We start from the raw sequence: 14,363 nt of genomic DNA, 5'->3' as shown, positions 1-14,363 counted from the left end.
AATGTCCTTGGAAGTCGTAGGGCCTTTTCGTTTCGGCGGCCTTAAGGCTTTCTTCATTCACCAGGAGAGGAGTGTTTCATGGTCAACATGAATCGCCGCCAGTTCTTCAAGGTGACCGGTGCGACGCTGGCAGGCTCCAGCCTGGCTTTGCTGGGGGCTGCCCCCGGCACGGCCATGGCAGAAGTCCGCCAGTACAAGCTTGCGCGCATGACTGAAACGCGCAACACCTGTCCCTACTGTTCGGTCGCCTGTGGACTGCTGATGTACGGCTTGGGCGACGGCTCCAAGAACGCCCGTGCCAGCATCATGCACATCGAAGGCGACCCGGACCACCCCGTCAACCGCGGCACGCTCTGTCCGAAGGGCGCTGCCCTGATCGACTTCATCCACAGCCCCAACCGCCTGAAGTACCCGGAATACCGGGCGCCAGGCTCGGACAAGTGGGTACGGATGTCGTGGGACGACGCCCTGACCCGCATCACCAAGCTCATGAAGGCCGACCGCGACGCGAACTTCGTCGAGAAGACCGCGGACGGCAAAACCGTCAACCGGTGGCTGACCACCGGCATGCTGGCGGCCTCGGCAAGCAGCAACGAGGTTGGCTACATCACGCACAAGACTGTGCGCAGCATGGGGATACTGGCGTTCGATAACCAAGCCCGTGTCTGACATGGCCCGACGGTGGCAGGTCTTGCCCCGACGTTTGGCCGTGGAGCGATGACGAACCATTGGGTCGACATCAAGAACGCGGACGTAGTACTGATCATGGGCGGCAATGCCGCCGAGGCCCACCCTTGCGGGTTCAAATGGGTCACGGAAGCCAAAGCCCATAACAAGGCGAAGCTGATCGTCGTGGATCCGCGCTTCACGCGCTCGGCATCCGTGGCGGACTTCTACGCGCCCATACGCACCGGCACCGACATCATTTTCCTGGGTGGCGTCATCAAGTATCTGCTGGATAAGGACAAGATCCAGCACGAGTACGTGCGCAACTACACGGACTTTTCCTTCATCGTGCGCGAAGACTTCGCGTTCGACGCAGGCCTGTATTCCGGCTACGACGCCGAGAAGCGCACCTACAACAAGGCCAGCTGGGACTACGAGCGCGGCGACGACGGCTACGTCAAGACCGATCCGACGCTGGCGCACCCGCGCAGCGTCTACCAGCTGCTGAAGAAGCACTACTCGCGCTACACCGAGGAAATGGTCGAGCGCGTCTGCGGCACGCCCAAGGACAAGTTCCTGAAGGTGTGCGAGATGCTGGCTTCCACCGCCACCACCAACCGCGCCGCGACCATCCTCTACGCGCTGGGCTGGACGCAGCATTCCATCGGTTCGCAGATCATCCGCACCGGCGCGATGGTGCAGCTGCTGCTGGGCAACATCGGCATCGCCGGCGGCGGCATGAACGCGCTGCGCGGACACTCGAACATCCAGGGCCTGACCGACCTGGGCCTGATGTCGAACCTGCTGCCCGGCTACATGACCCTGCCCAACGAGCCCGAACAGGACTACGGCAAGTACATCGAGTCGCGCACGCAGAAGCCCTTGCGGCCCAACCAGCTGAGCTATTGGCAGAACTACAGCAAGTTCCACGTCAGCCTGATGAAGGCCTGGTGGGGCAAGTCCGCCACGGCCGAAAACAACTGGGCCTTCGATTACCTGCCCAAGCTGGACAAGCTCTACGACATGCTGCAGGTCTACGAGCTCATGTTCCAGGGCAAGATGAACGGCTACCTCGCCCAGGGCTTCAACCCCCTGGCCGCCGCGCCCAACAAGGCCAAGCTGAACGCCGGCTTCGCCAAGCTGAAGTTCCTGGTCATCATGGACCCGCTGGTCACCGAGACCTCCGAGTTCTGGCGCAACGCGGGCGAAGCCAACGATGTGGACCCGTCCAAGATCCAGACCGAGGTCTTCCGCCTGCCGACCACCTGTTTCGCCGAGGAAGACGGCACGCTGGTGAACTCCGGCCGCTGGCTGCAATGGCACTGGAAGGGCGCCGAGCCCCCGGGCGAGGCCAAGAGCGACATCGAGATCATGGCGCTGCTGTTCACGCGCCTGCGCAAGATGTACCAGGACGAAGGCGGCAAGTACCCCGACCCCATCGTCAACCTGTCCTGGCCGTACTCCAATCCGCAGAATCCCACTGCGGAAGAGCTGGCCAAGGAATACACGGGCAAGGCGCTGGTGGAGCTGACGGATCCCAAGGACCCGTCCAAGGTGACGCGCAAGGCTGGCGAGCAACTGGCCGGCTTCGCGGAACTGCGCGACGATGGCTCAACCATCAGCGGCTGTTGGATCTTCGCCGGCGCCTGGGGCCCCGGCGGCAACCTGATGGCGCGGCGCGACAACAGCGATCCGACCGGCATAGGCCAGACCCTGAACTGGGCCTGGGCCTGGCCGGCCAATCGCCGCGTCCTGTACAACCGCGCGTCCTGTGACCTGACGGGCAAGCCGTTCGATCCGCGACGCAGCCTGGTTTCATGGAACGGCAAGTTCTGGACCGGCGCCGACATCCCCGACTTCAAGGGCGACGAGAATCCCGACGGCGGCATGGGCCCGTTCATCATGAACCCCGAGGGCGTGGCGCGCTTCTTCGCGCGGGCGGGCATGGCCGAAGGGCCGTTCCCCGAGCACTACGAACCCTTCGAGACGCCGCTGGGCTACAACCCGCTGTATCCGAAGGCCAAGGGGGTCACCAGCAATCCCGCCGCGCGGGTCTTCAAGGACGACCTGGCCGCGATGGGCACGGTGGACAAGTTTCCCTACGTGGCCACGACCTACCGCCTGACGGAGCACTTCCACTACTGGACCAAGCACGTCCGCATCAACGCGATCCTCCAGCCGGAGCAGTTCGTGGAGATCGGCGAGGCGCTGGCCAAGGAATTGGGCATCGCCAACGGTTCGCGCGTGAAGGTGTCGTCCAACCGCGGCTACATCAAGGCGGTGGCACTGGTCACCAAGCGCCTGCGCGCGCTGACCGTCGAGGGCAAGACGGTGCATCACGTGGGCATCCCCATCCACTGGGGCTTCGTGGGCCTGGCCAAACCCGGCTTCCTCACCAACACCCTGACGCCGTTCGTGGGCGACGGGAATTCCCAGACACCGGAATTCAAGTCGTTCCTGGTGCAGGTCGAGAAGGCCTAAGGAGACCGACATGTCCATGCAATCCCTAGACATCAAGCGGCGCTCCGCCACCACCACGCCGCCGCCCGGCATCCGCGAACCCATCACGGGCTCGGTGGCCAAGCTGATCGACGTCTCCAAGTGCATCGGCTGCAAAGCCTGCCAAAGCGCCTGTATGGAATGGAACGATCTGCGCGACGAGATCGGCACCAACGTCGGCGTCTATGACAATCCGGCCGATCTGACCGAACATTCCTGGACGGTCATGCGCTTCTCCGAATACGAGAATCCGCAAGGCGACCTGGAATGGCTGATCCGCAAGGACGGCTGCATGCACTGCGAGGACCCGGGCTGCCTGAAGGCCTGTCCCTCGCCGGGCGCCATCATCCAGTACACCAACGGCATCGTGGATTTCCACGAAGAGAACTGCATCGGCTGCGGCTACTGCATCACCGGCTGTCCTTTCAACGTGCCGCGCATCTCCAAGAAGGACCACAAGGCGTACAAGTGCACCCTGTGTTCCGACCGGGTGGCCGTCGGCCAGGAACCGGCGTGCGTCAAGGCCTGTCCCACCGGCGCCATCGTCTTCGGCACCAAGGAAGACATGACGCAGCACGCCGAGGAACGGATCGTCGACCTCAAGTCGCGCGGCTTCGACAAGGCTGGCCTGTACGACCCTCAGGGCGTGGGCGGCACCCACGTCATGTATGTGCTGCATCACGCCGACCAGCCGGGGCTGTATCACGGGCTGCCCAAGGACCCGCAGATCAGCCCCATGGTTTCGCTATGGAAGGGGCTGTCCAAACCCGTGGGCGTGGCCGTGATGGCCCTGACCGCGCTGGCGGGCTTCTTCCACTACGCCCGCGTTGGCCGCAACGAGGTGTCCGAGGAAGACGAACGCCGTGCCGAAGAGGAGGTGCGCCATGAGTGAAGACCGCCACTACCGCCGGATCAAGCGCTATACGCCGGGCGAACGCACCAACCACTGGATCATCGCCTTCACGTTCATCCTGTTGGCGCTGTCCGGGCTTGCGCTGTTCCACCCGTCCATGTACTGGCTGACCAACCTGTTCGGAGGTGGCCCCTGGACGCGCATCCTGCATCCCTTCATCGGGGTGGTGATGTTTGCCTGCTTCGTCGTGTTCGCCGGCCACATGTGGCGGCACAACCTCATGACGAAGGCGGATCGTCAGTGGATGCGGCAACTGAACGACGTGGTCGAGAACCGCGAGGAAAAGCTGCCCGAAGTCGGCAAGTACAACGCCGGCCAGAAGCTGCTGTTCTATGTGCTGATCCTGTGCATGCTGGGCCTGTTCGTCAGCGGCATCGTGATCTGGCGCGAGTACTTCGCGTTTTATTTCCCGATCTGGGTCATCCGCGCCGCCTCGGTGCTGCATGCCGTCAGCGCGCTGGTGCTGATTTGCGCCATCATCGTGCACATCTACGCGGCCATCTGGGTCAAGGGCTCCTTGACCGCGATGCTGCGCGGGTATGTGACGGCGGGTTGGGCCTGGAAGCATCACCGCGCCTGGTTCCGGGAGCAAATCCGAAAATAAAAGGGAAGAAGGGCCCCCACGGCGCGCGCACTGCGTGCGCTTCCTGCCCCCCGAGGGGGCGCTTTTCCCTTGGCGCGGCCCGGCGGGAAAAGGGGCCCCCACGGTGCGCGCACAGCGTGCGTGCCGCTTGCTCTGCGGCAAATGGGGCCTTCTCCCGGCCCTCACGTACCCGCCCGACGGCTGCTATCCTTCTCCTTGAAGGCTGGCAGCCGTGTTTTTTTATCTGGAGACGCAAGTGCAGCGAATTCTTCCGCGCGGCGAGATCGAAGCGCTAGACCACAACCGCATCCCCCGTGTCAGCCTGCCGGAACGCGGGTCGGTGTTCGCTACACGCGCAGCCCGGCTGCGGCAGTTGGCGGCGGACAGCCCGGTGGCCGACTACCTGCTGCTGATGGCGCATCTGGTCGACGCCCAGCACCGCGCCTTGCAGGATTGCGCGGTGCCCGAAGCGTCCGAAGAACGCATTTCGCTGGCGCAGGCGCATGGCATGCCGCCTCTGCAGGCGGTGGGCTGGCCGCGCGATCCCCTGTGGCGCGGCATACTGGGCCAACTGATAGACCACGTGGCGGGCGTCAAGGACGTGCCGGCCGAGGCCGTCGAGGTCTGCGCCACCTTGCGCCGCGCACTGGCCGAGAACCCGGAGTCGCTGGAGGATCTGGCCGAGGCTGTGCTGTCCGAACAGGATCAGGGCGTCGATGGCGCCGCGGCGCCCTTCGTGATGGCGGCCCTGCAAGTCTATTGGACCGACCTGGCCAGCCGTTTCGACGAAAAGCAGCTGCCGGTCGCCAGTCCCTTCGGCGTTTGCCCGGTGTGCGCCAGCCTGCCGGTGGCCAGCGTGGTGCGCGTGGGCGGGCAGTTCGAAGGCTACCGCTACCTGTGCTGCAGCCTGTGCGCGACCCAATGGCACATGGTGCGGGTGAAGTGCTCGCACTGCGAAGACGTGGAGTCGGTGGCCTACCAGGCCATCGAAGGCCGCACGCCCGCCATCAAGGCCGAAACCTGCGACCACTGCCATACCTACCGCAAGATCTTCTACCAGGACAAGGACCTGCAGGTGGAGCCCGTGGCCGACGACCTGGCCAGTCTGATGCTGGACGTGCTGGTCGGCGAGGCCGGCTATTCGCGGGCCAGCGGCAATCCGCTGCTGTGGCACGGATCGGAGGAATAGCATGGCTGCGCATACGCCCGATGGCGGCGCGGCCGCAGTCTCCGACATTCCCTCCCTGGACCGGTTGCTGAACGCGCCGGCCATGCGCGCCGCGCTGGATGAGCATGGCAGGACCCAGGTGGTGGCGGCCCTGCGCCGCGACCTGGACGCGATGCGCGAACGCGCGCTGGCCGGCGGGCTGCCGCGCCAGGAACTCGATGCCGATGCCGTGGCGTCGCGCGTGGCCGCAGCCCTGGCCCGCGCCGCCGAGCCTAGGCTGCGGGCGGTGTACAACCTGACCGGCACGGTGCTCCACACCAATCTGGGCCGGGCGCTGCTGCCCGACGAGGCGGTGGCCTCGGTGTTGCGCGCACTCACCAGCCCCGCCAATCTGGAATTCGATCTGGACAGCGGCGGACGCGGCGACCGCGACGACCTGATCGACGAGCTGCTGTGCGAACTGACGGGAGCCGAGGCCGCCACCGTCGTCAACAACAACGCCGCGGCCGTGCTGCTGATGTTGAACGCGCTGGCCGACCGGCGCGAAGTGGTGGTGTCGCGCGGCGAACTGGTCGAGATCGGCGGCGCGTTCCGCATCCCCGACATCATGAAGCGCGCCGGCGCCAAGCTGGTCGAAGTCGGCACCACCAACCGCACGCACGCAGCCGACTACGAAAACGCCATCGGCCCGCGCACGGCGATGCTGATGAAGGTGCATTGCAGCAACTACGCGGTCACCGGTTTCACTAAAAGCGTGAGCGTGGCCGAAGTGGCGGCGCTGGCGCATGCGCGCGGCCTGCCGGCCACCGTGGACCTGGGCAGCGGCACGCTGGTTGACCTGACGCAATTCGGCCTGCCGAAGGAAGATACCGTGCGCGAGACCATCGCGGCCGGCGCCGACCTGGTCACCTTCAGCGGCGACAAGCTGCTGGGTGGTCCGCAGGCAGGCTTGCTGGTGGGCAGCAAGGATTTGATCCGCAAGATCAAGAAAAACCCGCTGAAACGCGCCTTGCGCGTCAGCAAGCTGACGCTGGCGGCGCTGGAGCCGGTGCTGGGCCTGTATCGCGCGCCGGAATTCCTGGCCCAGCGGCTGACCACGCTGCGCCTGCTGACCCGCCCGCAGCGCGACATCCAGCCGCAGGCCGAACGTCTGCGCGGTCCTCTGTCGCACGCGGCGGGCGAGCCGTACGCGGTCGAAGCCGTACCCATGTTCAGCCAGATCGGCAGCGGCGCCTTGCCGGTGGACCAGCTGCCCAGCTACGGCCTGGCCGTGCGCTACACCGGCATCGGCCGCGCGGGACGCCATCTGGACAAGCTGGAGACGCGGCTGCGCCGCCTGCCCGTGCCCGTGATCGGCCGCATCGCCGACGATGCCTTGTGGCTGGACCTGCGCTGCCTGGAAGCGCGCGACGAAGCGGACTTTGCCGCGCAGCTGGCGCATCTGGCGGAGCAGGCATGATCATCGGCACCGCCGGCCATATCGACCATGGCAAGACCACGCTGGTGCGGGCGCTGACCGGCGTCGACACCGACAGGCTCAAGGAAGAGAAGGCGCGCGGGATTTCGATCGAGCTGGGCTACGCCTACACGCCCTTGCCCAACGGCGACGTGCTGGGCTTCATCGACGTGCCTGGCCATGAGAAGCTGGTGCACACCATGGCGGCTGGCGCCAGCGGCATCGATTTCGGCCTGCTGGTGGTGGCGGCGGACGACGGCGTCATGCCACAGACGCGCGAGCACCTGGCCATCCTGGCCTTGCTAGGCGTGGCGCGCGGCGCGATGGCGCTGACCAAGATCGACCGCGCCGACGCCGCGCGGCTGCAGGCGGTGCGCGCCGAAATCGCGGAGCTTGCCGCTGGCACCTTTCTGCAGAATGCGCCGCTGTATGCCGTGTGCGCATCGCAGCCCGGCGATGCGGGCGTGGCGGAACTGAAAGCGCACCTGGACGCCCAGGCGCAGGCCATGCACCGCCGTGATGGCGCCGGCCTGTTCCGGCTGGCCGTCGACCGGGTTTTCACGCTGGCCGGCCACGGCACGGTGGTGACGGGCACGGCCCATGCCGGGCTGGCCCGCGCCGGCGACGAAACGGCCGACCTGCGGTTGATGCCTGCCGGCGCGCGCGTGCGGGTGCGCAGCATCCACGCCCAGAACCAACCCAGCGAGACCGGCGCGGCCGGCCAGCGCTGCGCCTTGAATCTCGCGGGCATGGACAAGAACGCCATCGCCCGCGGCGACTGGATCGCGGACGCGCGCTGCTTCCTGCCGTCGCGCCATGTCGATGTGGCGCTGACGCTGCTGGACTCCGCGGATGCGCCGGTGCGCGCCTGGGCGCCGCTGCATGTGCACATCGGCGCGGCGCGCCACGTCGCGCATGTGGTGCCGCTGAGCGCGGAGTCGTTGGCGCCGGGGCAGTCCGGCTGGGTGCAGCTGGTGTTCGACGAACCGGTCTGCGTCATGCCGGGCGACCGCTATATCGTGCGCAACGCGCAGGCCACGCGCACGGTCGGCGGCGGCCGGGTGCTGGACCCGAACGCGCCGGACCGCAAGCGCCGTTCCGCCGCGCGCAGGCAGTGGCTGCAGGCGTTGTCGTCCATGCTGGACGGCGCCGGCCTGCATCCGGTGCTGGAGCATGCCGCGCTGGGCCTGGACGAAGACGCCTTGCAGCGACTGACCGGCCGGCCCGTGGCTGAAATCCCCGCGCCGCATGGCGCGCTGTGGCTGGAGGCGCGCACGCCGCAGGCGCCGCGTACCCTGATGCTTGCGGCCCATTGGGACGCGTTGCGGGTCCGCGTGGAGCAGGCGCTGGCGGCGTTCCACCAAGGCGCGCCCGACGAGCCGGGGCCCGACGGGCCGCGCTTGCGCCGCATGGCCATGCCCGTCGGCCCGGACGCGCTATGGCTCGCAGTGCTGGACGATCTGCAACGCGACGGCCGCATCGTGCGCAACGGCCCCTGGCTGCATCTGCCCGGCCATACCGCGACCCTGGCGCCCGATGAGTCGGCGCTGGCTGAGCGCCTGCTGCCTCTGCTGGCAGCCGGCGCCTTCGACCCGCCCTGGGTGCGCGACCTGGCCCGCACGCTGGGCGAGCCCGAGGACCGCGTGCGGCAGCTGCTGCGCAAGCTCTTGCGGCGCGGCGAAGTGGCCCAGGTGGTGAAGGACCTGTTTTATCACCGCGATCAGGTGGCCGGGCTGGCGGCGCTGGCGCAAGGCCTGACGGCGCAGCCGGCAGGCTTGAACGCCGCAGCGTTCCGCGACGCTACCGGCCTGGGCAGGAAACGCGCGATCCAGATCCTGGAGTTCTTCGATCGCGTGGGCTACACCCGGCGGGTGCGCGATGCGCACGTGCTGCGCCAGGAAAGCGCCTACGGCAGCACGCGCCTGACGCAGTAACCGGTATCATGAGCGGCCACCATGGAAGGCATTCGTGCCCGGTGGCACGGCTGGGCTTCAAACCCAGTTGGGGACGTCAGACGTTCCCAGGTAGGTTCGACTCCTGCTGCCTTCCGCCATCCTTCGCGCAGCGCCCGCGCGCTAGGCCCGCAGCAGTCCCGTCACCACGCCGCCCACGCGGTCCGATTTCCAGTCCAGTTGCCCCAGGTGCCAATAGCGGACCGATCCGCCGCGATCCACCAGATAGTTCGCGGGCAGCCCGACCGCGTCCCATTGTTTCGACACCGTGCTGTTCCTGTCATGCAGCACGGTACCCGCGACCGGCCACTTCGCCAGGAAAGTGCTGATCTTGGCCGCCGAATCGCCGACGTTCACCGCGACCAGGCGCAAGCCTTCCTCGCGATGGCGCTTGGCCATGGCGGACATGATGGGGATTTCGTCGCGGCAGGGCTCGCAAGAGGTGGCCCAGAAACTGACGATGAGCACATTGCCGCGCCAGGAGGAGAGCTTTTTCTCGCGGCCGGATAGGTCGGGCAAGGCCAGGGGCGGGGTGGCTGAGGTCCAGGGAGCCCAGTCCGGACCGGTGGCTTTCTTGAGCGCATCGTCGCTGGCAGCCTGTACGAACCAGGGCAGGGCCGCCAGCGACAGGCCGGACTGCAGGAGTAGGCGGCGGCTGATCATGGCGGTCCCCTGGCTGGACTCAGATGGCAAGCGGCTTGGCGCTGAGCTTGTAGCTGAAGCTGTCGGGATCCAGGCTGTCCAACCGGCCGGCCGAGGTTTCGCCGTTGGGATACATCAGGAAAGGCACGGGGCCATGGGCCGCGCCGGGCAGGACCACGTCATGGCCATGGTTGTAGGCCACCCAGTTCATCTCCCAGGCGCCGAACAGCATGACGCGCGCGGCGCGCACCTTGGCGTCGGTCAGCGGCAGCTCGCCGGGAGGCTCTTCCAGCATGACCTTGCGCACGTCGGCCGGGTCCACGGGTACCCAGCCGTAGCCGGCGGCATAGAACTCGGCGCGGCAATGCTGCGCCTTGGTGACATCGCCCGCCTTGCCCAGGCTTTTGTAGCCGAACTCGGAGTCCGCCACGCGCAGGCCGTAGGCGTCGCGGGCGGGTATGCCGGCGGCGCGGGCCAGCGCGACGAACAGGGAGTTGATGTCGGCGCATTTGCCGTTCAGATCGTTGGCCGTGAGCATGTATCGCACGTCGCCCACGCCGCAGCCCCGGGTGGACGCGGTCCTGCAGGTCTTCTCGACCACCCATTCGTAGATGGCGCGGGCCTGCGCCAGATCGCCGCGATGGCCGCGGGTGATGCTGTCGGCAGTGCTTTTGACGATGCCGTCGGTGGGCAGCAGCGCGGTGGGCTGCAGGAATTCGCGCAGCGCCGCCGCGCTTTCCTGCGGGATGCCGGCAGCGGGCGGCTGGCTCAGGTCCACGCGCCGGTTGCGGGTCTGAAAGCGGCTGGTGACGGTGACTCTGCGTGGCGCTTGCGCATCCGGCCATTGCACGGCCAGCATCTGCACGCCGTAGCCGGGTGCCTGCGTCAGTTGCGCGCTGCCGCCGCCGCTGACCTGCCAGCTGCTTTGCGCGCCGCGCTGGTAGGCGGTGTCCGTGGCATAGGGAACCGGAATCCAGATGCGCGCATGCGCGCCCGGGTCCTGCACGGTAATGTCGGTGGTCAGTTCGAAGGCGCGCCAGTCGGCGCTGATGGGGGCGAGATCCGCGCGCGCCGCCCTGGGCAGTGCCGCGCTGGCGGCGCACAGGGCGCCCGAGAAACGGAGAAAATGTCGGCGATCCATGTAGCCCTCACTCACGGTGAAGATTGGCCGTCGGTGCGCCCGGGGCCGGGCGGCCGTCCGTTGCTGCGTGCTGCCGGATCATCATAGGGCCAATCCCCGGGGCGGTGCTATCCTTTTCCACTGACCAACGGAGATTCAGATGACCACCCAGGATGTTGCCAGCACGGCGGTGCCGCGATTGACTTCGCTTTCGCACGGGGGCGGCTGCGGCTGCAAGATCGCGCCCGGCGTGCTGTCCGAGCTGCTCAAGCGCTTCGGCCCGGCTGTCAGCTATCCGGATCTGCTGGTGGGCACCGAGACCGCCGACGACGCGGCGGTCTACCGGCTGAACGACGAGCAGGCGCTGATCGCCACCACCGATTTCTTCATGCCCATCGTCGACGATCCCTACGATTTCGGCCGCATCGCCGCGACCAACGCGCTGTCGGACGTCTATGCGATGGGCGGCACGCCCATCATGGCGCTGGCCATCGTGGGCATGCCGATCAACGTGCTGCCGCACAGCGTCATCGCCGACATCCTGCGCGGTGGCGAAGCGGTCTGCAAGGACGCCGGCATACCGGTGGCCGGCGGCCATAGCATCGACTCCGTCGAACCCATCTACGGGCTGGCGGCGATGGGCCTGGTGCATCCCGGCCGCATCAAGCGCAATGCCGATGCGCGCGCCGGCGACGTGCTGATCCTGGGCAAGGCGCTGGGCGTGGGCATCCTGTCCGCCGCGTTGAAGAAGAACCGCCTGGACGACGCCGGCTACCGTGCCATGATCACCGAGACCACGCGCTTGAACCGGCCAGGCCCGGCGCTGGCCGCCATGGAAGGCGTGCACGCCATCACCGACGTGACCGGCTTCGGCCTGCTGGGACACACGCTGGAGATGGCGCGCGGCGCGCAACTGACGGCGTATGTGCGGCGCGATGCGCTGCCCTGGCTGCCCGGCGTGCAGGCGTTCGCCGCGGACGGCGTCATCACCGGCGCGTCCGGCCGCAACTGGGCCTCCTATGGCGCGTCCGTGCGTCTGGGCGACGGCGTTAGCGACACCGAGCGCGCCTTGCTGACCGACCCGCAAACCGCGGGCGGCCTGCTGGTGGCGTGTACGCCGGATGCCGCGCAGGCGGTGCTGGACCTGTTCCGCCAGCACGGTTTCGAACAGGCGGCCGTCATCGGCGAAATGCGCGCGGGCGAACCGGAAGTGCGCGTCGACTGAAGCCCGGCTTCTCCAGGGCTAGCGTTCCTGGCCTGCGCGGCCCAGTTCCTGCACCTGGTAGTTGATCTGCCAGTGCAGCAGCCGCGGATAGGCGTTCAACCGCACCTGCTCCGCCCATTGCTCGGCCGTGGCGTCCTGTTCTGCCTCCAGCGCCAGTCCCGACGGACCTGCCCAGGGCAGGATGCGGCCGGGCTTGTCCGGCCGGAACACCCCTTCATCCGTCAGCATCACGTGCCCGTTGTTGAAGCCGAAACACCAGGCCGGGTCGGGCCGCGCGGCCAGCAGGTTGCAGCCGCTGCGGAAGTAGGGTGTCTGCGGCAGGCTCAGGTGATACAGCGTGGGCAGGATGTCCTTGTGGCTGCCCACGCGCGCCGGGTCGTAGTGCGCCTGCGATCGATAGGCCGGCGGCACGTACAGATAGAACGGCACGGCGCGCGCCAGCGCCGCGTCCTTCGGATCCTGATAGTCGATGCCCAGGATGTTGTGGTCGCCGGTCACGGCGACGATGGTGCGCGACGCGTTGGCCGAGCCTTTAAGGCGCGTCAGGAAGCCGCCCAACTGGTCGTTGGCGTAGCGCAGCGTGTCGAATGCGGCGGCCAGCGTATCCCAGTTTTTGAAATACGGCAGGCTGGCCACGTCATCCAGGGGCAGACTACCCCGCTGGCCGCCTTCCGGCACGATGAACGGGGGGTGGTGGGTGGTGGACAAGGCCACAATGAATAGCGGCAGGCCATCTTCGGTGCCTTGCGCCAGCCGCTCCTCGATGTAGCGGAACATGTACTCGTCGGGCACGCCCCAGGTTCCGGTCCGTGCTTGGGGATAGCGCGCCCTGAGGGTTTGCTGGTCCACGAACTCGTGGGCGCCCAGCTTGGTGGCGAAGGTGCCGAGATTGCGCCAGGTGGCGGCGCCGGACGTGACGAAGACGACCCGGTAGCCGCGTTGCAGAAAAGGCGTGAAGGCATTGCTGGCGAAGGGCGTATCCGCCGCCGACGATTGGCCGACGGCGGCAATGGGGCTGCGCACCAGCAGCAGGCTCAACGATTCGATGGTGCCGTTGCCTTCGGCCACGAAGCGCTCGAATACCCAGTCCTGGCGCCAGTGCGGCCGCAGCGCGCCAAGCAGGTCGCGGCCGGGACGGTCATAAGCGTTCAGATGCGCGCCCATGCTTTCCATGACCTGCAGCACCACGTGGGGCGGCTGCGCCGCGGCCGCCGCATTGGGGCCGGTTGCGGCCATGAAGGGCCGCAGGCCGTCGCCCGGCCAACCCAGGAAACGCTCGTAGAGCAGGCGTCCTTCGCGCGCTGAGACGGGTTCGAAGCGCTTGTCGTTGCCGCGATCCGACAGAGCCCAGGAGAAGGCCGATATGCCATTGGGCGCAATGTCGTTGAGCAGGCGCAGCGACGAAATACTGGTGTCGTCCTTGTTGAGCGGAAACCTGCCCAGCGAGCCTCTACAGGCCAGCACGGTGACGGCGATGATCAGCGCGAACCGGAGCAGGCTGGGTATGAATGCGCGACGCTTGAACCGCATGCGCTGCACCCGGCCGCGCCAGCGGCGGCCGAGCCACCAGGTGCCGGCCAGCACGGTCGCCAACAGCAGGCCGGCCTGCGTCAGCGGATAGCCGTGCCACAGGGTCATCAGGATGGCGTGGGTGTCGTCGTCGACCAGGCCGAACACGAAGATGTCGATCGAGCGCGAGAACGTCGCGAAGTAGAAGACGCTGACGATCGTGATGGCCGTGAACAGCATCGCCATGACCGCGCCCAGCCCCGGCAGACAGCGTTGCCAGCGCTGTTGCAAACCGGGTTTGGCGGCCGCCGCCATGGACAGCAGCAGCAGCGCCGAGCAGGCAATGCTGGCGACCTTGATGTCGAACAGCAGCCCGGTCGTCAGGCTGCGCCGCACGTCCTGCGGCAGCGCGTCATACGTCCCCGGCGCCGCATGGCGCAGCAGCAGGTAGCCGCGCCCGGCGCTTTGCGCGAGCACGCTGATCAGCCAGGGGGCCAGCAGGACCAGGCAGGAACGCTGAAAGTTGGCGAGCCAGTATTGCCACCTCGACGCCGGACGGAAAAGCCTCATCAACATCTTGGGAGCAGGGTTACGGACACGCGCCGCAATCTACTGGAACAGCAGTCCCAA

At 67.3% G+C, this 14,363-nt stretch carries 10 protein-coding genes and 1 tRNA gene; 8 read left to right on the top strand and 3 right to left on the bottom strand.

Annotation, left to right across the window (positions count from 1 at the left end; genetic code table 11):
- The first annotated feature begins 78 nt into the window (after positions 1–78).
- The 7 genes from fdnG to IPU70_RS17770 all read left to right on the top strand — a co-directional run bounded on the left by fdnG (position 79) and on the right by IPU70_RS17770 (position 9,338).
- Positions 79–3,147 (top strand): formate dehydrogenase-N subunit alpha, encoded by a 3,069-nt coding sequence (fdnG, locus tag IPU70_RS17800; protein ID WP_207469074.1) that lies wholly within the window; start codon positions 79–81, stop codon positions 3,145–3,147.
- Positions 3,148–3,157: 10 nt separating this feature from the next.
- Positions 3,158–4,057: a formate dehydrogenase subunit beta gene (gene fdxH / locus IPU70_RS17795; protein WP_013391078.1), complete on the top strand. Its 900-nt coding sequence runs from the start codon at positions 3,158–3,160 to the stop codon at positions 4,055–4,057.
- Positions 4,050–4,682, top strand: a complete 633-nt coding sequence (locus tag IPU70_RS17790; protein WP_207469073.1) for a formate dehydrogenase subunit gamma — start codon at positions 4,050–4,052, stop codon at positions 4,680–4,682. The genes fdxH and IPU70_RS17790 overlap by 8 nt, the downstream gene beginning before the upstream one ends.
- Positions 4,683–4,917: 235 nt before the next feature.
- Positions 4,918–5,850 (top strand): formate dehydrogenase accessory protein FdhE, encoded by a 933-nt coding sequence (gene fdhE, locus IPU70_RS17785; RefSeq protein ID WP_207469072.1) that lies wholly within the window; start codon positions 4,918–4,920, stop codon positions 5,848–5,850.
- Between the two features lies 1 nt (position 5,851).
- Entirely contained in the window at positions 5,852–7,288 is a 1,437-nt protein-coding gene (selA, locus tag IPU70_RS17780) for an L-seryl-tRNA(Sec) selenium transferase (RefSeq protein ID WP_207469071.1), read from the top strand.
- The gene (gene selB, locus IPU70_RS17775) at positions 7,285–9,219 is read left to right on the top strand and encodes a selenocysteine-specific translation elongation factor (RefSeq protein WP_207469070.1); all 1,935 of its coding nucleotides are present in this window, start codon (positions 7,285–7,287) and stop codon (positions 9,217–9,219) included. The genes selA and selB overlap by 4 nt, the downstream gene beginning before the upstream one ends.
- Before the next feature lie 23 nt (positions 9,220–9,242).
- Positions 9,243–9,338, top strand: a tRNA-Sec gene (locus IPU70_RS17770).
- Positions 9,339–9,360: 22 nt separating this feature from the next.
- On the opposite strand, the gene IPU70_RS17765 is transcribed toward IPU70_RS17770, so the two are convergent.
- Positions 9,361–9,900 carry a TlpA disulfide reductase family protein gene (locus IPU70_RS17765; RefSeq protein WP_207469069.1) on the bottom strand — a complete coding sequence of 180 codons (540 nt, stop codon included), beginning with the start codon at positions 9,898–9,900 and terminating at the stop codon, positions 9,361–9,363.
- A 19-nt stretch (positions 9,901–9,919) separates the two neighbouring features.
- Complete coding sequence (locus tag IPU70_RS17760) at positions 9,920–11,020, bottom strand: transglutaminase-like domain-containing protein (protein WP_207469068.1); 1,101 nt, start codon at positions 11,018–11,020, stop codon at positions 9,920–9,922.
- A gap of 139 nt (positions 11,021–11,159) precedes the next feature.
- Between IPU70_RS17760 and selD the strand changes: the two genes are divergently transcribed.
- Positions 11,160–12,224, top strand: a complete 1,065-nt coding sequence (gene selD / locus IPU70_RS17755) for a selenide, water dikinase SelD (RefSeq protein WP_207469067.1) — start codon at positions 11,160–11,162, stop codon at positions 12,222–12,224.
- 18 nt (positions 12,225–12,242) lie between these two features.
- On the opposite strand, the gene IPU70_RS17750 is transcribed toward selD, so the two are convergent.
- Positions 12,243–14,303, bottom strand: coding sequence for an LTA synthase family protein (locus tag IPU70_RS17750; RefSeq protein WP_242702562.1), 2,061 nt, complete (start codon positions 14,301–14,303; stop codon positions 12,243–12,245).
- Between the last annotated feature and the right edge of the window lie 60 nt (positions 14,304–14,363).

It is taken from the genome of Achromobacter sp. SD115 (genome assembly GCF_017355315.1).
Taxonomy (GTDB): domain Bacteria; phylum Pseudomonadota; class Gammaproteobacteria; order Burkholderiales; family Burkholderiaceae_B; genus Achromobacter; species Achromobacter xylosoxidans_B.
The sequence above is the reverse complement of the archived record's forward strand: the minus strand, read 5'-3'. Positions and strand labels throughout refer to the sequence as shown.